The following is a 19,692-nucleotide window of genomic DNA, read 5'->3' as shown; positions in this document are numbered from 1 at the left end:
CATCAGCGACCGGCAGTCAAACCAGATTCGGGACGGGATCATGACGACCAAAGACGATATTATCGGCGAACTCGTAACATTGCGCGATTTCTGGCGCTATGCGATATCGCGCTTCAGCGCTGCCGAACTGAGTTACGGCCACGGCTCATCGAATGCATCGGACGACGCGGCTTTCCTGCTGCTTGACAGTCTCGATCTGCCGATTGATGCGCTCGATCCATTTCTGGATGCAAGGCTTCTCGCGTCCGAGCGGCGGCTTCTGGCCGAGCGAATTGAGACGCGCGTTTCAACCCGCAAGCCATCTTCCTACATTACAGGCCATGCCTATATTCAGGGTGTCCGCTTTCTGGTCGATGAACGGGTGATCGTGCCGCGTTCGCATATCGGCGAGATCCTGTTTCACGAATATATCGAACTTGGCGGGTCTTCCTTCCTGCCGGATCCGATGAGCGTGGAAACAGCGGTTGATATCTGCACCGGTTCGGGCTGTCTCGCGGTTCTGGCGGCGAAGTTCTTCGCCAATGCCGAAGTCGATGCCGTCGACCTTTCCGGGGATGCACTCGAAGTCGCGAAACTGAATGTCGCCGAACATGATGTTGCAGATCAGGTGAGCCTGTTTGAGGGTGATCTCTTCGCGCCTCTCGAAGGCCGGACCTATGATCTGATCATCACCAATCCGCCCTATGTCGAACATGACGCGGTTGAAGCCTATCCGGCCGAGTATCAGGCTGAGCCAGCGCTTGCCCATGATGGAGGCGAGGATGGCCTTGATCTCGTTCGCCGTATCCTCGTCGCTGCGCCGGCTTTTCTCAATCCCGGTGGCGGACTTATCTGCGAGATCGGCGCGGGTCGCGAAATCCTTGAGGAAGAATTTCCCGATATCGAATTTCTCTGGCTCGAAACCGAAGCCTCGCAGGATGCCGTCTTCTTCGTCACGGCCGAGGCGTTGGGCGTGGCGTGAGCATTCCCCGTCGCGGGTGTTCAGGTTCTGTCAATAATCTGACCGCTGGCCGCCAGGCCGGCGGTTTTCGTTTGCCCGGAATGAAACGGATAGGCAGGCGGGACAAAGTGGTTCTGCCGGGTGATATGCGGACAGTTATACAATTATCACCGTTTAAGCTGACGAATGACAGATCCAATGCTGCAACGCGAATACAAAGCGCTATGCGATGATTGACAAGCGTCGTTCTGTGATTGATGATTTTGTCTATAAATAAGACGGGGAACGACAATCTAATGCAATTTTATACCGTACAGCGGCCCGGAAGCGGCTGCCGTCCGGCCGTTTTGCTGTTTCGACTGAACAGTCGGCAGAACGGGCCGTGCATTTCGCGCTTGCAGCCGATTTTTATTCTGAGACGTTTTACGCAAGCGATCAGGCAATTCTTTGCGACCCTGCAAAGCAGCATGAAATGCGTGCCGGGAGCCTGCAATGCCTGAGGCTATCAAGACTTATGTCCGGCTTGTCGACCGTTTCAACCGGGTGATCGGCCGCATCGTCATGTGGGGCATTTTCGCCATGATGGCGGTGCTGTTGTGGTCGTCGATCTCCAAAACGTTCTTCCTGCCATCGCAATGGACGCTGGAGACGGCGCAGTTCATGATGACCGGCTATTTCCTGCTTGGTGGGGCTTATGCGCTGCAGCTCGACAGTCATGTGCGCATGGATCTGCTTTACGGCCGCTGGACACCGCGCACGCGCGCCATTGTTGATGCGGTCACCGTCTTCATGCTTTTTACCTATCTGATTTTCCTGATGATCGGCGGCGTATCGTCCACCAGCTATGCGCTTAAATATGGTGAAACCAGCTATTCCAGCTGGGCGCCCTATATGGCGCCGGTGAAGATCATCATGGTTATCGGCATTTTCCTCACCTTTCTGCAGACAACGTCGATCTTCTTCAAGGATCTGGCGACCGCCATCGGGAGGCCGATCCAATGAGCTATCAGATGATCGCGCTTTTGATGTTCGCATCGATGATGCTGACCATGCTGACCGGTCAGCGCGTCTTCGCCGCGATTGGCGTTGTCGGCGTTGTTGCCGCGGCCTTCCTGTGGGGGACAGGGGGCTCGGAGCTTGGCTTTTCGGCTGGCATGAAGCTGATGAAATGGTACCCGATGCTGACGCTGCCCATGTTCATCTTCATGGGCTACATGCTGTCGGAATCCGGCATCGCCGAGGATCTCTACAAGGCCTTTCATGTCTGGATGGGCGGGCTGCCAGGGGGGCTTGCCGTCGGTACGATCGGACTGATGGTGGTGATTTCTGCCATGAACGGGCTCTCGGTCGCGGGCATGGCGATCGGCGCCACCATCGCGCTGCCGGAACTTCTGCGCCGCGGCTATGACAAGATCATGGTGTCGGGCGTCATCCAGGCCGGGTCCTCGCTCGGCATTCTGGTGCCGCCAAGCGTGGTGCTGGTGCTTTACGGCATGATTGCCCGCCAGCCGGTCGGCAAGCTGTGGATTGCCGGTGTCCTGCCGGGCCTGTTGCTGGCTGCACTCTTCGTCATCTACATTATTATTCGCTGCCGCATTAATCCGCGCCTCGGACCGTCGCTCTCGAAAGAAGAACGGGACATGCCGATGGCTGAGAAGCTGAAACTGTTGCGCGCCGGCATTATCCCCTTTGCCATCTTCTTTCTGATGATGGGGCTGTTCATGATGGGCATTACCTCATTGACCGAAAGTTCGGCGATTGGTGCTTTGTCGGCCATGGTGGCGGCGCTGATCAAAAAACGCCTGACCTGGAAACTGCTGGAACGCACGGTCGAGCAGACGCTTGGCATTTCCTGCATGTTCATGTGGATCATTCTGGCAGCGCTGTGCTTCGGCGCGGTGTTTGATGGCCTCGGCGCCGTCAAGGCGCTGGAGCACCTGTTGCTGGAACGCTGGGAATTGAGCCCCTGGCAGATCCTGATCCTGATGCAGATTTCCTATCTGGTGATGGGCACTTTCCTGGATGACACGGCAATGCTGGTCATCGTCGCACCGCTTTATGTACCGCTGGTCGGTCATATGGGCTTCGATCTGGTCTGGTATGGCGTGCTCTACACCATCACCTGTCAGATTGCCTATATGACACCGCCCTTCGGCTATAATCTGTTTTTGATGCGGGCCATGGCGCCGCGGGAAATTTCGCTCACTGACATTTATCGATCGGTCTGGCCCTTCGTCATCATCATGCTGATCGGGCTTGGCATCGTCACGGCATTTCCGGAGATCGCGCTCTGGCTGCCGAATATGGTTTACGCGCGCTGAGGACGGCGCGGGTAAGGCGGGGTGGCATTGCTGCCCCGTTTCTGCCGGCCTGGGGCGGGGGACCGTCCGGCCGAAACGCAAAAAAAAAGAGGGAAACAGCAATGAACAGCAGACGTTCTTTTCTCAAATCGGCAGGGCTGGCGACGGCCGCAGGCGCAACCGCGCTTGCCGCACCGGCGGTGCGTGCCCAGGACAAGAAGATCACCTGGCGTCTTCAGACCTATGCAGGTCCGGCGCTGGCCGAATTCGTGATCAAGCCCAGCATCGAAGCCTTCAACAAGGCCGCCAATGGCGCCATGGAGATCGAGCTTTACACCTCCGATCAGCTGGTGCCGACGGGTGAACTGTTCCGCGCCATGCAGAATGGCACGATCGATGCCGTTCAGTCGGATGATGATTCGATGAATTCACCGCTCGACATCAAGGTCTTCGGTGGCTACTTCCCCTTCGCCTCGCGCTACAACATGGATGTGCCGACGCTGTTTTACGAATATGGCCTCGCGGATATCTGGGACAAGGCCTATGCAGAGGTTGGCGTTCAGTGGATTTCGGCCGGTGCCTGGGATCCGTGCAACTTCGCCACGGTGAAGCCGATCACCAGCCTGGCTGATCTGAAGGGTCTGAAAGTCTTCACCTTCCCGACGGCGGGCAAGTTCCTGTCGCAGTTCGGTGTCGTGCCGGTGACGCTGCCCTGGGAAGACGTGCAGGTCGCCATGCAGACCGGTGAACTGGATGGTCTCGCCTGGTCCGGCATTACCGAGGACTATACGGTTGGCTGGGCCGACGTGACCGATTACTTCCTGACCAACAACATCTCCGGCGGCTGGTGCGGCTCCTTCTTCGTCAATTCGGAGCGCTGGGCGGAAGTGCCGGATTATCTGAAAGTGCTGTTCCGTATGTGCACGGATTCATCCCACCTGCATCGCCTGCACTGGTACTGGGGCGGTGAGGCGAAGCTGCGCGCCCATGGCGACAAGATGAAGCTGACAACAATCCCGGCTGATGAATGGAAAACGGTCGAGGATGCGGCAGGTGCATTCTGGGACGAGATTGCAACCCAAAGCGACCGCAATGCCAAGGTGATCGAGATCCTCAAGCAATATCAGCAGGATATGGTTGCCGCTGGCCCGCCCTATCGCTCCTGAGGCATGCGTGCACTTTTTGGGCCGATGCTGTAGCAGAAACCAAAAAAGACGCGTCGGAACCTGAAGGTTCCGACGCGCAGAAGCGTGACCAGAAGCGGATTACGCGCCGGCACTGCTGCCGATGTTCTGCTGTGACTTCTTGGTCTGGTCCATGGAGTCCTTGAAGACTTCTTCGTTCTTCGTGATGTTAATGTTGCGACGGCTACGACGGCCTTCACTCGATTTGTTGATCATGCTCTGCTGGAAGGAGCGCTTGGACTGCTGCATATCCATCATGCAGCTTGACCATTCCTGCTTTTTGGCCTGTGCATTCTGCAGCATCGTTGTAGCGATGACGGTTCCAATTCCACCCATATCGATATCCTTTCAAGTTACTAGGGTTATGCCCGGTTTCGAGCAATGTTAATTACGGTTTTTCAAGGTATTAGGAGAATTTCAGGCCTTCGCCGAGGGCGTGCTTTATGCCCTGCCTGCCCTGCTGAACCTGCTGAGCGCTGTTCTTGAGATCCTGGCCTGCCGGGGTCAGCTGGCTGCTCGTCGTTACGCTGCCCTTGCGGCGTCTTCCGAACAGACCATGCTTGCTGTTGATGTTCACCGTGCGATCACGAAACGGGCCGTCGATTTCGAGGGTCCCATTTGTCTTGCGGTGGTTGTGCTTTCCATTCCAGGTAACAGAGTGTGCGTTCGACATGTTTTTCTTCCTTTTTTTTGCGCAGAGTTGCTGCTTTGGGGCATTCTAGCGTATCAAAGGTTGGATTCACTAACTTATGAAACGCCTATATGTTTATTTGTATTTTCTGTTTTCTGTATCGACGAATATAGAACTAATATTTCCGGCTTAGAAAATCCAATTAAAAATTGGTAATTTGCGTAAATGTTTGGATATATACCTTAATAGATAAAAATTATTATTACATTAAGTTTTTAAAATATTCCGTATCGTGTATTTGTAATGTAATACACAAAACAAAAAAAACGCCGGACGAAATACGCCCGGCGTTTAAATTTTGAGATGAAGTCTTGTGTCAGGAGGCCTGGCCAAGTTTCTGCTGCGCTTCCTTACCGAATTCCATGGCATCAGCGGGCATTTCTAGTAGGGTTTTCTGGAGTATTTTCATTGATGAGCGATTGAACTCATGATCATTGTTTCGCAGGGTCTGCTTATGCGTCTCTGCGGAGTTCTGGCTCTGCTGCCTTGCAATTTCAAGTGTTTCGCTGGCCTTTTGAGCATCCTGAGCCCTGGTCGCCATATCGTTGGCGATGGTTGCCAATTGCATGTTGTGTCTCCTGAAAATTGATTGATCGCATGGGGTCCGCCATGCTGCGGGATGGGTCCGAACTGTCTCGCCTTGCGGGAGAGGTCTTGCGGACTTTTATCAGCGTGCTTGTCGGCCATCTGCCATAGGCGGGCAGATGGCCATGGTCGGAACTAGAAGCGCAGGCCGCCCATCATGCTCATCATCGGGTTTTGGAACATGCCGCCGAAGATGCCGCCCATGAACTGGCCGATGATGTTGCTGACGGAGCCGAACAGGGAATTGCCGCTGTTGTAGCCATTATAGCCATTATTGCCATATCCGCCGAACCCTGAGAAAGGGTTCATCGACATGCAGTGACCGCCGCCCTGTCCGCCGATATAGTAGTTGTTGTTGACCACTTGCGAGCTGTGCCGCTTCGTGAAGGCGTGGCCCAAGCCCATTCCTAATCCAAAACCAAGCATGATACTGTCCTTTCTGTCTATCTGTCTCGCCGCGCCGGTATGGCTTTGGCGGCTTTCAAGGATGGCCTTGCGTCAAGGCCGGGGTGCTGACGCGATGCGTTCAGCAAAGCTAAGCGACGATTATCTATCGGTTCTGAATAACGGCTTCCCTTGGGAAGCGCGAAAGCCGAGAGACTGCCGCCATTTCTAGTGAAATCTGAATTATACCGGCGAAAAACGCGGTATTCATTCATGTATATTTAGGTAAAAGGTTTGCCTCCTTGACGTGAATAATTATTTATTGCGCGTAAAATAGTACAATAGTTTTTATAAATAATATTACAAGGATTTATACGCTGATAATATTAAATTTATACTTAATATTTCGATGCGTATTTGGGAAATATATTTGTGTCGCGATGTCTGAAGGGATCAGGTCCCGATCCGCCGAACGGCCGCAGGGGAAGCCAGCGAACCGGGAGTGGTGAAAGCGTATCATATCGGGAAGGCGGGGCGCCGGGCAGCGTCATTGGTCCGGGCCGTGGATGGGTTTCCGGCGCGGCCTCACGGTCGCGCCGGTTCGGGGAATGGCTTCAGAAAGCGACGTCGCCCTTGATGCCGGAAACGGCATCAATGATGCGGATCCATGAACGGATGCCCTTGTGGAAAGACGTCAGATTGTATTTCTCGTTGGGGGAGTGGCCATTGTCATCGGAAAGGCCGAAACCGACAAGCAGAGAATCCATGCCGAGTGTCGACTGGAAGTCGCCGACAATGGGGATTGATCCGCCACCGCCGGTGACAATGGCCGGCTTTTGCCATTCATCGGAAAGCGCGGTTTTTGCGGCGCTCAGGAGCGGCGATTCATAGGGCAGCTGAACGGCCGCCGCACTGCCATGGGCTATGAATTCAACACTGCAATCGTCCGGAATACATTTCTCGACATAGGCCCGGAAGCTGTCGCGGATCTTTGCCGGGTTCTGTTTTCCGACCAGGCGAAAGGAAATCTTGGCCGACGCTTGGGCGGCAATCACCGTCTTGAAACCTTGCCCCTGATAGCCTCCGGTAATGCCGTTGACTTCGGCTGTCGGCCGTGCCCAGTTCAGTTCCAGCATCGAGCGGCCCTTTTCTCCGACCGGAATGGAAAGCCCCACCTCACGCATCATGTCTTCCTGCGTGCCTTCCAGACTTGCCCATTTCGCCTTAAGCTCTGGCGGTGTCTCAGCAACGCCGTCATAAAAGCCATCAAGCGTTATGGCGCCGGTCGCATCATGCAGGCCGGCAACAATTGTCGAGACGATATGGATCGGGTTGGCGGCCAGTCCGCCAAAGCCGCCGGAATGCAGGTCCCGGTTTGCTGCATGGACAATGATTTCCTCACTGACCATGCCGCGCAGTCCGGCGCAGATGGAGGGGGTATCGCGGTCCCACATGCCGGTATCGCAAACCATGGCGAAATCGCCTTTCAGCGCTTCGACATTGTCTCTCAGGAAAGCCGGCAGGGATTTGGAGCCAGCCTCTTCCTCGCCTTCAAACAGGATGGTGAGGTTGAGTGGGATCGTGCCTCTGATATCCTTGTAGGCGCGAATGGCCTCAACAAAGGTCATCAACTGCCCCTTGTCGTCATTGGCACCGCGCGCGGCAATCACCTTGTCGCCTTTGGGGCTTTGTCGCAATTGGGGTTCGAAAGGATCTGTGTCCCACAGGTTCAAGGGGTCAACGGGCTGGACGTCATAGTGCCCGTAAAACAGCACATGCGGACGGCCGGGGTGGTCGGCGGCGTGATGGGCGAGGACCACAGGATGCCCCTCGGTGTTGCGCACGCTGGCGGAAAAACCCAGCGTTTCAAGATAGGCTGCGAGAAAGTCGGCCGCCTTGCGGCAGTCGCCGGCAAAATCGGGGTCGGTGGAAATGGATTTGATCCGCAGGAGATCAAAGAGCGTGTCCAGGCTGGTCGGAAGATTGTCATCAACGCGGGCCAGCACGGTTTCAAGGTCATTCACAGGCATGGATATCCTTTACGGGAAAGGGGGCTGGTCGGGCGTCTGGCCGTCAGGATGTGGCCGGTTCGTCGCTGGCAAAATCGGCGACAGGTAATCCCAAATCCAGCCTTGACAATTTGTCTGACATCCTACCATTATTCTCGCTATCGCCAATGTCAAGCCTTCACGCGGCTGCGAGGAGTAAGGCCAGAATTTTTCCTGAAAAGTCACAAAGTATCAAACACGTAATGCAGTTCAGAAGTGGATGTTCTGTTTTCCAGAATGCAAAAACATGGCGATAAATGCCGTTCCACAGGGGAATAACAACGTGGCGTCAACGTCACGAAAAATAAACTGGAGTCTTCCGATGAAAAACCGCTACCTTTTCGGTCTGGCTGGCGCTGCGATGCTGTGCCTTGCCGCCGGATCCGCCTATAGTTTCGACGGTATGAGCGTTGAGGCGCCCAATTGCGACTATGGTGGGAAAATCAAGTCGATCGTTGCAACGGATGAGCATACCGTGACCTTCACCATGTGCTCTCCTGATCCGGCCTTTGAGGCCAAGGCTGCTTTCGTGGTCTTTGGCATCCAGCCGTCTGAGCATATTGCCGAGGCTGGCCCGAAAGGCGCATTGCTGGACGATCCGATCGGTACCGGTCCGTTCAAGCTGGAAAGCTGGAACCGCGGCGATTCCATCGTCATGACCCGTAACGACAATTACTGGGGCGACGAGCCTGCCTACAAGACGCTGGTGATGCGCTGGAACGATTCAGGCGCTGGCCGTCTGAACGAGCTGCGGGCCGGCACGGTTGACGAGATCACCAATATCAGCCCCGACGATTTCGATGGCGTCAAGGCCGATCCTGATCTGCAGTTCCTGCCGCAACCCGCCCCGAACGTGCTCTATCTCGGCATGGTCAACACCTTCAAGCCGTTCGACAATGTCAAGGTGCGTCAGGCCGTTGCCATGGGCATTGACCGTCAGCGTATCGTCGATAATTTCTACCCCGCCGGATCGGAGGTCGCATCGCACTTCACGCCCTGCTCGCTGCCGAATGGCTGCGCCGGCGATGACTGGTATTCTTTCGATCCCGATGCTGCCAAGAAGCTTCTGGCAGAGGCCGGTTATCCGGATGGCTTCAAGACCAAAATCTATTATCGTGACGTATTCCGCTCCTATCTGCCGGAGCCGAGCGTGATTGCGGTTGAATTCCAGACTCAGCTGAAGCAGAATCTCGGCATTGATGCCGAAGTCGTGCCGATGGAATCGGGCGAGTTCATCAGCCAGGCCAGCGCCGGCGCGCTCGACGGCTTCTTCCTGCTGGGCTGGGGTGCGGACTATCCGCATGTCACCAACTTCCTCGATTATCACTTCACCAAGGGCACCAAGTCCTTCGGCAATGCCATCCCTGAAGTCTATGAGCCGCTGATCAAGGCTTCGACCATCGCCGATGTTGCCAAGGCCGAGCCGCTCTATGCTGAAGCTAACAATGCGCTGAAGGAATTCGTTCCGATGGTGCCGATCGTTCATGGTGCCTCGGCCTATGCTGCCCGCGCCAATGTCAAGAATGCCATCGTCCGCCCGTTTGGCGCTCCGCGCCTTCAGGATGAGGATCCGGGCAAGGATACGCTGGTCTTCATGCAGAATGCCGAGCCGATCAGCCTTTACTGCGGTGACGAAACCGATGGTGAATCGCTTTCCGCCTGCACGCCGATCACCGAAGCCCTGTTCGATTACGCCAAGGACAGCGGCGAGATCGTTCCGGCTCTGGCAACCGCCTGCGACGCCAATGACGACTCGACGGTTTACACCTGCCATCTGCGCGAAGGCGTGAAATTCACGGATGGTTCGGATTTCGACGCCAATGACGTCGTCGCCTCCTGGGCCGCCGGCATCGATGCCTCCAATCCCGCCCATGTCGGCAATACCGGTGCCTTCGACTACTATACCTATCTCTGGGGCAGCCTGATGAACGCCAAGTAAGGCGGATCACCTTGCGGGCGGGCGCGTGATGCGTTCGCCCCTCTTTTCCTGAGATTTGAGAGTTCCCATGCTTGGATATGCAGCCAAACGCGTGCTGGTCTCTGTCCCGGTGATTTTCGGTATTCTCATCGTCACCTTTGCGCTTGCCCGCCTTATTCCGGGTGATCCCTGCCGCGCCATGCTCGGCGACAAGGTGTCCGATGAGACCTGTGCCGTTTTCACCGTGCAATATGGCCTGGACAAGCCGATCACCACGCAGTTTCTCGTCTATGTCAACGACATAGCCCACGGCAATTTCGGCGAATCCATTCGCTTTTCCCGTCCCGTGACCCAGATCATGATCGAGCGCCTGCCGATGACGATCGAACTGTCGCTGATGGCCTTGTTCGTTGCCACCATTGCCGGCATCGGGCTCGGCATTCTGGCCGCAAGGCGTCATAATTCGGCAGCGGATGTCGGCACGATGATGCTTGCCAATGTCGGCATCTCGATGCCGGTTTTCTGGCTTGGTCTGATGCTGGCCTATGTTTTCGGCGTGCTTCTGCGCGGCACACCCTTCTGGCTGCCGCCATCGGGCCGGCTATCGGCAGGAGTGAGCTCCGTGCCCTTCTACGAGGTCTGGCATCTGCAGCTCGTTGCCGGCTCGACCTGGGCAAAATTCCTCGAATTCCTCTCCAATCTCTACATTCTCAATGCGCTGGTCACGGGCAACTGGCCGGTCTTCTGGGATGCGATCCGGCATATGATCCTGCCGGTGATCGCGCTTTCGACCATCCCCATGGCGGTGATTGCCCGAATTACCCGTTCCTCACTGCTTGATGTGCTGGGCCGCGATTATATCCGCACCGCCCGGGCCAAGGGCGTGCTGGAGCGCAAGGTGGTCCGCCGTCACGCACTTGGCAATGCGCTGCTTCCGGTCGTTACCATTCTTGGACTTCAGATGGGTGCGCTGCTCGGCGGCGCGGTTCTGACCGAAACCGTGTTCGGGCTGGCCGGGGTCGGCCGCATGCTGGTCGATGCCATTTTTGCGCGGGATTATCCGGTGGTCCAGGCCTTTACCGTGCTGATCGCGATTGCCTATGTGGTGATCAACCTGATCGTCGATCTCTCCTATTCATATCTCGATCCGCGCCTCAGGCCGCAATAGGACCCGTCATGACACGTCTGAACAAGGTTTCCGCCGCCGTGGCGGACAATATCAGCGAAGAGGGTCTGATCGGCGATCCGGTTCCCCTGTGGAAGCAGACCTGGCTGCGGCTGTTGCGCAAGCGCTCCGGCCAGATCGGTCTCGCCATTATCGGCATTCTTCTGATGGTCGCCATTTTCGCGCCGGTGATCGCGCCCTATGATCCGAACGAGGTTCTGATCGGTATTGAAAAGGTCAAGCGCCGTGAGCCGCCCTGCATCCATCTTCTCGGCTGTCCCGCCGAACATCCCCAGCATCTGATGGGGATTGACGGCAATACCCGCGATTACTTCTCACGTCTCGTCTATGGCTCACGCATCAGCCTGATGATTGGTCTTACGACGGTGAGTGCGGCGCTGATTGTCGGCGTCTTTCTCGGCGCCATATCCGGCTATTTCGGTGGCTGGATCGACAATATCGTCATGCGGATCATGGATGTGATCCTGGGCTTCCCATCGCTGCTGCTTGCCATCGCCATTGTCGCGGTGCTTGGGCCGGGGATCGTCAACGCGCTGCTTGCGATATCGATTGTCTCGGTGCCAGCCTATGCGCGTGTCACAAGAGCGAGCGTGTTATCGGTGAAGACGCTCGATTTCGTTGCTGCGACCCGTGTGCTTGGCGGCAGCAAATGGCGGATCCTGTTCCGCCGTGTCCTTCCCAATGCGCTGACGCCGATTGTGGTTCTGGCAACGCTCGGCATTGCAACGGCCATTCTCGATGCTGCGGGTCTTTCCTTCCTTGGCCTCGGCGCGCAGCCGCCCATGGCTGAATGGGGAACCATGCTCGGAACGGAGCGCAACCAGATCTTCTCCGCACCGCATCTGGTCTTCTTCCCGGGGCTGGCGATCATGATCACCGTGCTGGGCTTCAACCTACTGGGCGATGGTCTGCGTGATGCGCTTGACCCGCGTCTGAACACGTGAGGCGGACATGACAGGACCTATCCTAGATATTCGCAATCTGAGCACGGTTTTCGAAACCCGCGCCGGCACGGCGAGGGCGGTAGACAAGGTTTCCATCCGGCTTGAAGCTGGCGAGACGCTGTGTGTTGTTGGTGAAAGCGGCTGCGGCAAGTCTGTCACGGCCATGAGCATCATGGGGCTCGTCGCCTATCCCGGAAAAGTGGTCGGCGGCGAGATCCTGCTTGATGGCGATGATCTGACGGTGAAGTCACCGGATGAGCTGAGCCGGATACGCGGCAACCGGATTTCGATGATTTTTCAGGATCCTTCATCCTCGCTCAATCCGGTGCACACCGTTGGTGCCCAGATTGCCGAGGTCTTCATGCTGCACCAGAATATGGGCAAGCGCGAAGCAGCGGTGGCGGCCGAGAAGATGCTCGCCGATGTCGGCATTCCCGATGCGGCGCGCCGGATGAAGGCCTATCCGCATGAAATGTCCGGCGGCATGGCCCAGCGGGTGATGATCGCCATGGCGCTTGCCTGCCGGCCGGAAGTGCTGATCGCCGATGAGCCGACGACGGCGCTGGACGTGACGATCCAGGCGCAGATCCTTGATCTGATGCGCGATCTGCAGCGCGATTTCGGAACCGCGATCATCCTCATCACCCATGATCTCGGCGTTGTGGCTGAAATGGCGGACAATGTTGCTGTCATGTATGCCGGCCAGGTTGTGGAATATGCCGATGTCCGCAGCCTGTTCAGGACGCCGAAGCACCCCTATACCCAGGCGCTTTTGCGCTCCGTTCCGGTGATCGGCGAGGAAACCGATGAACTGGAAGTGATCTCCGGGCGGGTGCCGCAACTGACGCAATTGCCGCCGGGCTGTCTGTTCTCACCGCGCTGTGCGGCCAGACAGGCGGCGAATGAGCCACGCTGCGAGACCGCGCGGCCGCCCATTGTCAGGGTCGGGGGCGGACGTCGCTGCCGTTGCTGGCTGGTGGAAGGCGAAACAGAGATGACCGGGAGTGAGGTGCAGCAGGCATGACAACATTGCTCGAAGTTGACAATGTCACGATGAATTTCGTTGTCCGTGGCGGATTGTTGCAGGGCGTCAAGGGGGAGGTGAAGGCGGTCAACAATGTCAGCCTCTCGATTGAAAAAGGCCGCACCCTCGGCGTGGTGGGCGAGAGCGGCTGCGGCAAGTCGACACTGGCGCGCATCGTCGTCGGCCTGTTTCCGCCGAGTGAGGGCGAGATCCGTTTTGATGGCCGCCAGATTGCGGGCGCCAGCGGTCCGTCCGATGTCGATGTCAGCAAGCGGATCCAGATCATCTTTCAGGATCCCTATTCATCGCTCGATCCGCGGCAGCCGATCGGCAACTCCATTGCCGAAGGTCTGGTGATCCACGGGATCGGTGATCGGCAGAGCCGTCGCAAGGCGGTGCTTGATATCCTGCAGCTGGTCGGCCTGCCGCCGCAGGCAGCGGACCGCTATCCGCATGAATTCTCCGGCGGTCAGCGTCAGCGCATCGGGATCGCCCGCGCCCTGATCCTTGAGCCGGAATTCGTCGTTTGCGACGAGCCGACCTCGGCGCTTGATGTCTCGGTTCAGGCGCAGATCCTCAATCTTTTGAAACGGCTGAAAAGCCAGCTTGATCTGACCTTGATGTTCATTTCCCACAATCTCGCGGTGGTGCAATATATTGCCGATGATGTTCTGGTCATGTATCTCGGCAGTGCGGTTGAAATGGCACCCTCGGAGACGCTGTTTTCCAATCCGCGCCATCCCTATACGCGGGCGCTTTTGTCCGCGACGCCGATTGCCGATCCTGATCGGCGCGGCGAACGCATCAAGCTTTCCGGTGAATTGCCTTCGCCGCTCAACCCGCCGACAGGCTGTCCGTTCCATCCGCGCTGTCCGCTGGCCAATGAGCGCTGCCAGAACGAAGCGCCGGCCATCATGGCGGCGGGCGAAACCCGCGTCGCTTGCCACGCCGTCGAAGAAGGGCGGGACTGATCCCGCCTTTTTTGAACACAGGAATAAAGAAATCTGCCTCAGAGATCGGCCATGCGGCGGATCTCGTCCTCGACGCTGTCGATGATCTGATCGATCGCCAGCACGGCGGCATCCGGTTGGTGGGCGGCGATCGCGTCTGACAGGTCGCGATGCATGGGGAAGGAGGCAAGGCCGAATTCCTTCTGGCCGAAGGGCGATTCCTTGGAGCGCTCCAGCACCTCGTCGACGCGCTGAAGAATGCGTCCGAACATCGGATTGGCCGAGGCGTCATAGACAGCGGCGTGGAAATCGGCATCGGCCTGGTGCCAGGGCTGGCCGGAGGCGACGAGATCCAGCAGGACGTCGCATTTCAGGGCAATGTCCCTGCATTGTTCCGGGGTTGCGTTTTCGGCAGCCAGCCGGACAACGGATTGTTCAAGCGCACGCCGTACCTGCATCAGCCTTAGCAATGCTTCGCCTTCCAGCCGGACACTGGTGGGCACGAAGTCGTGATAGGAGCGCACGCTGGCCGTCAGATAAGTGCCATCCCCCTGCTTGCGGCGGATGATGCCGAGGCCCTCCCAGCGGTTCAGCGCTTCACGCACGGTGGAACGGCCGACGCCGCAGCGCTCTGCAAGCGTGGTTTCCGGCGGCAGCCGGTCGCCCACTTTCAGCCCTGCCTTTTCAACCATATCGGCAAGCGCGTCGAGCACCTGCGCGCCGCGGGTCTTCTTGCCGATAGGTTCGATATAGCGCGCTGCGCTTTGCTCACTGGTCACGTTACGTGGCCTTCCAATGCTCCGGTCAATCAGGCGCTCTATATGTCAGTTGTCGGACAAACATACAAGTGCCTCAGGCTGTGTTTCAGAGCTGCAGGATGGCCTTGAGCGCATCGACAAGCGCCTCCGTCTGCTTGTGATTATTGTAGCCCTGAACCGAAAGCCGGGCGATATGATGGTCCTTCCAGCGGAAGACCGGGATCTCGATATTGTAGTCGCGGATCAGCGTGTCATGCACCCATTCCGGATCGCAGGGCGGGATCGGCATCGCCACCATTTGCGGTGCGCAGAACTGCGGAGCGCTGAGGGGATGAAGGCCGGTGATGCGTGCCATCTCGGCAGCCGTTGCCTGAGCCAGGTCGCGGCAGCGGATGGCCACCTCGTTCCAGTCATTGGCCTGGCGGAAGCGGATTGCCTCGACAACGGTCATCCAGGCGGAGGGGTCGCGCGTACCCTGCATCTCGATACTGTCGATGAAGGGCGTGTTGCCGAACGGGCCGACAGCGCCGGGCTCCTTGTTGTCAGCCGTCCAGCCATGGCTGATCACCAGCGGATCGATCATCGTCTGCAATTCCGGGCGGACATAGAGAAAGGCCGAGCCCTTTGGCGCCATCATCCATTTGTGGCAGTTGCCCGCGTAGAAATCGACGTCGAGTGCTTCAAGATCAAGCGGAATATGGCCCGGCGTGTGGGCCCCGTCGATGACGGTCCAGATCCCGCGCCGCTTCGCCTCGGCGACGACGTTTTCGATCGGGAAGACCAGAGCCGTTGGCGAGGTGATATGGCTTAAGAACAGCACACGGGTTCGTTCATTCATGCCTTCGAGAATCGCAGCGGTGAAGTCAGCTTCGCTGGTAAGCGGCAATGGCACCGTGACCGGTTTCACCACCGCGCCCGTGCGGCGGCAGACATAGGCCCAGGTCTTTTCAAGTGCGGCATATTCATGATCTGTCGTCAGGATCTCGTCACCCGGCGCAAGCTTCAGCGACTGGGCAACGATGTTGAGACCCGCTGTTGCATTGACCACGCCAACGACATTGTCGGCTGAGGTGCCGAGTTCAGTGGCCATCGCCTCGCGCGAATTGCGCATGCGCTCGACATAGCCGCGTTTGGGATCGAGAAAAGCGACCGGCTGGCTTTCCAGCAGCCGCTGCCATCCCTGCCAGGTCTCGAAGACCGGGCGCGGGCAGGCGCCATAAGAGCCGTGATTGAGGAAGACGACGGTTTCATCGAGAAGAAACTGACGAGCGAGATTTTCGGACAACTTAGCGACCTTTCAAAGTGGGATCGAGTGCATCGCGCAGGCCATCGCCGAACAGGGTGGTCGCGAGAATGGCAAGTGCGAGGGTGGCGGTGGGGAAAGCCGCCATGAACCAGTAGAAAAACATGAAATCCATGCCGACATTGATCATCTGCCCCCAGCTTGGAACCGGCGGCGGAATGCCGATGCCGAGAAAGCTGAGGCTGGCCTCCAGCATCATGGCAAGTAGGATCGCCAGCACGAATCCGACAATGACCGAGGATATGGCATTGGGGATCAGATGACGCCAGAGGATATACCACGACGAGGCACCAAGCGCGTGCGCCGCCGTCACAAACTCCTTCTCACGCAAGGCTTTCACCTGAGTCCGGACCAGCAGGCAGACCTGAACCCAGCCCAACAGGGCTGCGATGAAGACGATGGTGGTAAAGCCGCCACGGGTGATGGTGCCGAGAAGAAGTGCCGCCAGCAAGGGCGGAACCACCGAAAACAGTTCGATCACGTTCATGATGATCCAGTCGGTGCGCCCGCGCACCACACTCAGATCATGACTGATGAAAACGATGGAACGTCCCATTTCAGCCTGCAGATCCTGCAGGAGATTGACGATTTGTGCCTTGAGCGAAACCTCGAACGCCGAGGTCGGCTCGTCGGCCACGAGAACTTTCGGTTTCAGGATCAGCGCACGGGCGACGGCAACGCGCTGGCGCTGGTCGCCGGACAGTTCATGCGGATCGCGATTGGCGTAGTCACGCGTGAGGCCGACGCACTCGAACCATGAAAGTGTTTCCTCGCGCTGTGTGCTGCGCGTGCCGATCCTGTGGATGCGCAGCGGTTCGGCAATGATATCGGCCAGCGTCATCATCAGGTCGAGCGCCGAATAGCTGTCCTGAAAGATGGTCTGCATGGCGCGGCGATGGGGCCGCATGGCAACGGGGCTGAGCCCGGTGACATCCTCACCGTTGAGGAGAGCCTGGCCTGCCGTAATCTCGGTCAGCCGCATGGCCATCAAGCCGATCGTACTTTTGCCGGAGCCGCTTTCACCGCTCTCCAGTTGTCGATGCCGCCAGCAAAATCCCAGTACCGGGCGAAATCATAGCCTTGGGTTGCTGCGCGTTTGAGGGCGAAAATACAATCTCCGGCTGTCAGTTGCGCGCCGTTGCTCCAGATGAGGTCCGGTTGTAGATGAAAGGTCCAGGTCAGGCCATCATCGCTGACCTCCCAGCTCTCTGCCGCCATCGGCGTCAAGGTATAGTCCTTGTCGAAGGTCGTGAGCGGTATCTGTGTCAGCTCCGGCTGACCGGCGCGTACATAGACAGTTTTCATGTAGTCGGCATAGGTGCTGGTCTTTAAATCCCTGCGGGCGGTCATCTGGCTTTCGGCGGCAGCCGGCAGCACCATCGACAGGGACATGAATCCCGCCATTATGGCCTCTGCGACAAAGTTCATCGCTATTCTCTCCTGATTGACACAACACTGTTCCCGATGGGCTTGTCAGTCGCCGCATGGCTGGCTGATGCCCGCTCTTGATCCGCCTCGCTTATTGTTTCGAGGTCGGCATATGGAATGTTCCGGCAGGTGCTCCGACACGGGCGGACATTTGAAAAGAAATGTCTAATGACATATGTCTGACAAATTTACCGGCAATTTGCAATGCATCATTTTCGAGAGTCGGTGTTTGTTTCCTGCGTGTTTTGGAAATTACCATGGCTGCCTATTGGCGAGGTCAGAACGCGCTGTCGCGAAAGCGTTGTTTCTGCACGAACCTTGCCCTGCATTGCCTGCTCAGGTGCGGCTGACCTGAGTGCGGGCCAAGGTCTTCGCTGCGACAGGGTTGGTTTGTACTTACAGTGGTAAGCCAATGAAAATTATCAAGGAAATTGAATTTTCTATTACGCGGCGATCGCCTTATCTCGCCGGACATGTTTACGGTCGAAAGGTGGTGCCATGATGAATTCAACCTGTTCCGCAAGCTCCGGAGAAGCTTTAGGCGCGCGCTCGATAGACAGCGTAGCGGCCCCGGAGCCAAGCGTGAGAGCGCGGGTCGCCGCGCTAGATGCACGAATACAAGCCCATCAGAACGCCCAGTCAGCATGGCAGCGACGTCCTGTTCTGCGACGGGATTCGGTGCCCCCTCAGGACCCACCCCAGCTTCCCTCTCAGGATCCGCCCCAGGTTACGGCCCAAGTCACGCCCCAGGTCACGCGAAATAACTCTATGGCGGCACAGAGCGATGATTCGATCTCGGCGCAGTTTTCTGGAACGAGCCGACCAGAAAGCCCGCCAGAAAGTCCGGTTGGTCGCGATCAGTGGCGGTCCTCCACCACTTCGGCGCGTTCACGGATCTCCGAAGCAGCAAGCAGCGGCGCAGGTCTTTCATTTCGTGAAGGGGCCGACAATGTGGTTGTTTGGCGGGAGAGGGCCCGTGATAGGGGCGTTGTGCCGCTCGGCGTTGATGATATCAGGCGGATCTCGTGCAAGCATCCCGGCAAGCATATCCCCTTTTCATCCCTGCTCAATGCTCTGGCGCCGGACGATATGAAGACCTCTTTTGCCGATGTTTCGCGGGTATTGGAGGCCTGTGAAGGCAAGGAAGCGCTTCGCAATCTGCTGATCGGCGTGTGTTTCTTATGTAGCGAGATAGGTCTGAATAATGACCAGAAAGCGCAACTGATCCAGCTCTTTAAAAAAATCCCGTCGGATCCCGAGCTGGCGAAGCTGGTTAGGGATGAATGCCAGGCGGCTGCTCCCGTCAATGGGAGGCGATTTGAAAATCTGGAACTGATCGACACGCTCATGTGCAAGGCGAAGACCCTCCAGCTGGCGCGCAACGTTTCGGCTGACGGATTCCGGGCGCTTTGCGCGCATGTGTTGTCGGTCGCCTGTCTCGACAAGATCAAGGACTGCGCATCTCAGCATATGCAGCCTGTGCAGGATGTGCGGGAGCTGGCTAGCGAGCAGATGGTGGCTTATCTGCCTCTGGCCGCTGAACAGAAGCGCGAATTTGGTTTGCCCTGCCTTCTCGATAAGCACAACTTCAACAAGGCCGGTATGAAATCAAAAGCAAGCTCGCCAAAAAGCAATGCTGCAGTGGCCGGGCTGCTGCGGGAGTTTACCGGAAACGGTCCGGCGCTCGCCTGTGTCTTGCTGAAGAATGACGATATTTGCCGGATGCTCTCCAGCCTGACGCAAAGCCAGTGGCAGGAAAAAATGGAACAGTTGCGCGCCGTCAGGCCCGAACATGCCGAGCACATGCTTGGTTATGCCGCAGTGAATGAAAGCGTCGCGGCCTATATGGCCGGGCTGTCAGGACAAACCGGCAGCGCTGTGTCTGAGACCGGTCGCAGTGCGGTGGGTAAGGTGCTGTCAAACATGCGGCAGATGATCAGAAGGAAGACGGGATATTGAACAGGGCGGGAGCCCCCTCTGCTCCCCGCCAAGAGACCACTGTCGCGGAACAGATCCCAATGCCGGTTGTCTCCTCCGGTGGGGTTCCAT

At 57.5% G+C, this 19,692-nt stretch carries 19 protein-coding genes; 10 read left to right on the top strand and 9 right to left on the bottom strand.

The genetic code is table 11. The features are described from left to right. Positions 1 to 40 precede the first annotated feature (40 nt). From prmB to FJU08_RS15300, 4 genes are all read left to right on the top strand, one after another. Entirely contained in the window at positions 41 to 961 is a 921-nt protein-coding gene (prmB, locus tag FJU08_RS15315) for a 50S ribosomal protein L3 N(5)-glutamine methyltransferase (protein WP_141149890.1), read from the top strand. A 471-nt stretch (positions 962 to 1,432) separates the two neighbouring features. Next, the gene (locus tag FJU08_RS15310) at positions 1,433 to 1,942 is read left to right on the top strand and encodes a TRAP transporter small permease subunit (RefSeq protein ID WP_141149889.1); all 510 of its coding nucleotides are present in this window, start codon (positions 1,433 to 1,435) and stop codon (positions 1,940 to 1,942) included. Then, positions 1,939 to 3,261 (top strand): TRAP transporter large permease, encoded by a 1,323-nt coding sequence (locus FJU08_RS15305; RefSeq protein WP_141149888.1) that lies wholly within the window; start codon positions 1,939 to 1,941, stop codon positions 3,259 to 3,261. Before FJU08_RS15310 ends, FJU08_RS15305 begins: the two co-directional genes overlap by 4 nt. 101 nt (positions 3,262 to 3,362) lie before the next feature. Beyond that, positions 3,363 to 4,406, top strand: a complete 1,044-nt coding sequence (locus tag FJU08_RS15300; RefSeq protein ID WP_141149887.1) for a TRAP transporter substrate-binding protein — start codon at positions 3,363 to 3,365, stop codon at positions 4,404 to 4,406. 99 nt (positions 4,407 to 4,505) lie between these two features. Here FJU08_RS15300 and FJU08_RS15295 read toward each other — a convergent pair whose 3' ends face one another. The 5 genes from FJU08_RS15295 to FJU08_RS15275 form a co-directional block, all read right to left on the bottom strand. Then, a complete protein-coding gene (locus FJU08_RS15295) occupies positions 4,506 to 4,760 on the bottom strand; it encodes a hypothetical protein (protein WP_141149886.1) in 255 nt (84 codons plus the stop codon). Positions 4,761 to 4,830: 70 nt separating this feature from the next. Continuing rightward, positions 4,831 to 5,097 (bottom strand): hypothetical protein, encoded by a 267-nt coding sequence (locus FJU08_RS15290; RefSeq protein WP_141149885.1) that lies wholly within the window; start codon positions 5,095 to 5,097, stop codon positions 4,831 to 4,833. Positions 5,098 to 5,431: 334 nt separating this feature from the next. Continuing rightward, the gene (locus tag FJU08_RS15285; protein WP_141149884.1) at positions 5,432 to 5,683 is read right to left on the bottom strand and encodes a hypothetical protein; all 252 of its coding nucleotides are present in this window, start codon (positions 5,681 to 5,683) and stop codon (positions 5,432 to 5,434) included. Between the two features lie 152 nt (positions 5,684 to 5,835). Beyond that, positions 5,836 to 6,126 carry a hypothetical protein gene (locus FJU08_RS15280; RefSeq protein ID WP_141149883.1) on the bottom strand — a complete coding sequence of 97 codons (291 nt, stop codon included), beginning with the start codon at positions 6,124 to 6,126 and terminating at the stop codon, positions 5,836 to 5,838. 572 nt (positions 6,127 to 6,698) lie between these two features. Next, entirely contained in the window at positions 6,699 to 8,114 is a 1,416-nt protein-coding gene (locus tag FJU08_RS15275) for a dipeptidase (RefSeq protein WP_141149882.1), read from the bottom strand. 340 nt (positions 8,115 to 8,454) lie between these two features. Here FJU08_RS15275 and FJU08_RS15270 point away from each other — a divergent pair, with 340 nt between their 5' ends. The 5 genes from FJU08_RS15270 (at position 8,455) to FJU08_RS15250 (ending at position 14,175) form a co-directional block, all read left to right on the top strand. Beyond that, on the top strand, positions 8,455 to 10,071 hold the full coding sequence (locus tag FJU08_RS15270) for an ABC transporter substrate-binding protein (protein ID WP_141149881.1): 1,617 nt from the start codon (positions 8,455 to 8,457) through the stop codon (positions 10,069 to 10,071). A 67-nt stretch (positions 10,072 to 10,138) separates the two neighbouring features. Then, entirely contained in the window at positions 10,139 to 11,218 is a 1,080-nt protein-coding gene (locus FJU08_RS15265; RefSeq protein ID WP_141149880.1) for an ABC transporter permease, read from the top strand. Positions 11,219 to 11,226: 8 nt separating this feature from the next. Continuing rightward, positions 11,227 to 12,180, top strand: coding sequence for an ABC transporter permease (locus FJU08_RS15260; RefSeq protein WP_141149879.1), 954 nt, complete (start codon positions 11,227 to 11,229; stop codon positions 12,178 to 12,180). Positions 12,181 to 12,187: 7 nt separating this feature from the next. Further along, on the top strand, positions 12,188 to 13,204 hold the full coding sequence (locus FJU08_RS15255) for an ABC transporter ATP-binding protein (protein ID WP_141149878.1): 1,017 nt from the start codon (positions 12,188 to 12,190) through the stop codon (positions 13,202 to 13,204). Continuing rightward, positions 13,201 to 14,175 carry an ABC transporter ATP-binding protein gene (locus FJU08_RS15250; protein WP_141149877.1) on the top strand — a complete coding sequence of 325 codons (975 nt, stop codon included), beginning with the start codon at positions 13,201 to 13,203 and terminating at the stop codon, positions 14,173 to 14,175. The genes FJU08_RS15255 and FJU08_RS15250 overlap by 4 nt, the downstream gene beginning before the upstream one ends. A 38-nt stretch (positions 14,176 to 14,213) precedes the next feature. On the opposite strand, the gene FJU08_RS15245 is transcribed toward FJU08_RS15250, so the two are convergent. The 4 genes from FJU08_RS15245 to FJU08_RS15230 form a co-directional block, all read right to left on the bottom strand. Continuing rightward, positions 14,214 to 14,933, bottom strand: a complete 720-nt coding sequence (locus FJU08_RS15245; RefSeq protein WP_141149876.1) for a FadR/GntR family transcriptional regulator — start codon at positions 14,931 to 14,933, stop codon at positions 14,214 to 14,216. Between the two features lie 85 nt (positions 14,934 to 15,018). Then, positions 15,019 to 16,197 carry an aminotransferase class V-fold PLP-dependent enzyme gene (locus FJU08_RS15240; protein WP_141149875.1) on the bottom strand — a complete coding sequence of 393 codons (1,179 nt, stop codon included), beginning with the start codon at positions 16,195 to 16,197 and terminating at the stop codon, positions 15,019 to 15,021. 1 nt (position 16,198) lies between these two features. Further along, positions 16,199 to 17,203 (bottom strand): ABC transporter permease subunit, encoded by a 1,005-nt coding sequence (locus FJU08_RS15235; protein WP_141149874.1) that lies wholly within the window; start codon positions 17,201 to 17,203, stop codon positions 16,199 to 16,201. Continuing rightward, entirely contained in the window at positions 17,203 to 17,643 is a 441-nt protein-coding gene (locus FJU08_RS15230; protein ID WP_141149873.1) for an ABC transporter substrate-binding protein, read from the bottom strand. The genes FJU08_RS15235 and FJU08_RS15230 overlap by 1 nt, the downstream gene beginning before the upstream one ends. 768 nt (positions 17,644 to 18,411) lie before the next feature. Here FJU08_RS15230 and FJU08_RS15225 point away from each other — a divergent pair. Further along, a complete protein-coding gene (locus tag FJU08_RS15225; protein ID WP_141149872.1) occupies positions 18,412 to 19,602 on the top strand; it encodes a hypothetical protein in 1,191 nt (396 codons plus the stop codon). Positions 19,603 to 19,692: the final 90 nt, after the last annotated feature.

The organism is Martelella alba, from assembly GCF_006516955.1.
Lineage (GTDB): Bacteria > Pseudomonadota > Alphaproteobacteria > Rhizobiales > Rhizobiaceae > Martelella > Martelella alba.
The sequence above is the reverse complement of the archived record's forward strand: the minus strand, read 5'-3'. Positions and strand labels throughout refer to the sequence as shown.

What these genes read in the sequence shown, in the direction of transcription:
- FJU08_RS15270 (WP_141149881.1), top strand. Translation starts at nt 8,455, where the DNA reads ATGAAAAACCGCTACCTTTTCGGTCTGGCTGGCGCTGCGATGCTGTGC.
- FJU08_RS15235 (WP_141149874.1), bottom strand. Translation starts at nt 17,203, where the DNA reads ATGGCCATGCGGCTGACCGAGATTACGGCAGGCCAGGCTCTCCTCAAC.
- FJU08_RS15300 (WP_141149887.1), top strand. Translation starts at nt 3,363, where the DNA reads ATGAACAGCAGACGTTCTTTTCTCAAATCGGCAGGGCTGGCGACGGCC.
- FJU08_RS15305 (WP_141149888.1), top strand. Translation starts at nt 1,939, where the DNA reads ATGAGCTATCAGATGATCGCGCTTTTGATGTTCGCATCGATGATGCTG.
- FJU08_RS15285 (WP_141149884.1), bottom strand. Translation starts at nt 5,683, where the DNA reads ATGCAATTGGCAACCATCGCCAACGATATGGCGACCAGGGCTCAGGAT.
- FJU08_RS15250 (WP_141149877.1), top strand. Translation starts at nt 13,201, where the DNA reads ATGACAACATTGCTCGAAGTTGACAATGTCACGATGAATTTCGTTGTC.
- FJU08_RS15260 (WP_141149879.1), top strand. Translation starts at nt 11,227, where the DNA reads ATGACACGTCTGAACAAGGTTTCCGCCGCCGTGGCGGACAATATCAGC.
- prmB (WP_141149890.1), top strand. Translation starts at nt 41, where the DNA reads ATGACGACCAAAGACGATATTATCGGCGAACTCGTAACATTGCGCGAT.
- FJU08_RS15225 (WP_141149872.1), top strand. Translation starts at nt 18,412, where the DNA reads ATGGCGGCACAGAGCGATGATTCGATCTCGGCGCAGTTTTCTGGAACG.
- FJU08_RS15280 (WP_141149883.1), bottom strand. Translation starts at nt 6,126, where the DNA reads ATGCTTGGTTTTGGATTAGGAATGGGCTTGGGCCACGCCTTCACGAAG.
- FJU08_RS15230 (WP_141149873.1), bottom strand. Translation starts at nt 17,643, where the DNA reads ATGAACTTTGTCGCAGAGGCCATAATGGCGGGATTCATGTCCCTGTCG.
- FJU08_RS15295 (WP_141149886.1), bottom strand. Translation starts at nt 4,760, where the DNA reads ATGGGTGGAATTGGAACCGTCATCGCTACAACGATGCTGCAGAATGCA.
- FJU08_RS15265 (WP_141149880.1), top strand. Translation starts at nt 10,139, where the DNA reads ATGCTTGGATATGCAGCCAAACGCGTGCTGGTCTCTGTCCCGGTGATT.
- FJU08_RS15310 (WP_141149889.1), top strand. Translation starts at nt 1,433, where the DNA reads ATGCCTGAGGCTATCAAGACTTATGTCCGGCTTGTCGACCGTTTCAAC.
- FJU08_RS15255 (WP_141149878.1), top strand. Translation starts at nt 12,188, where the DNA reads ATGACAGGACCTATCCTAGATATTCGCAATCTGAGCACGGTTTTCGAA.
- FJU08_RS15290 (WP_141149885.1), bottom strand. Translation starts at nt 5,097, where the DNA reads ATGTCGAACGCACACTCTGTTACCTGGAATGGAAAGCACAACCACCGC.
- FJU08_RS15275 (WP_141149882.1), bottom strand. Translation starts at nt 8,114, where the DNA reads ATGCCTGTGAATGACCTTGAAACCGTGCTGGCCCGCGTTGATGACAAT.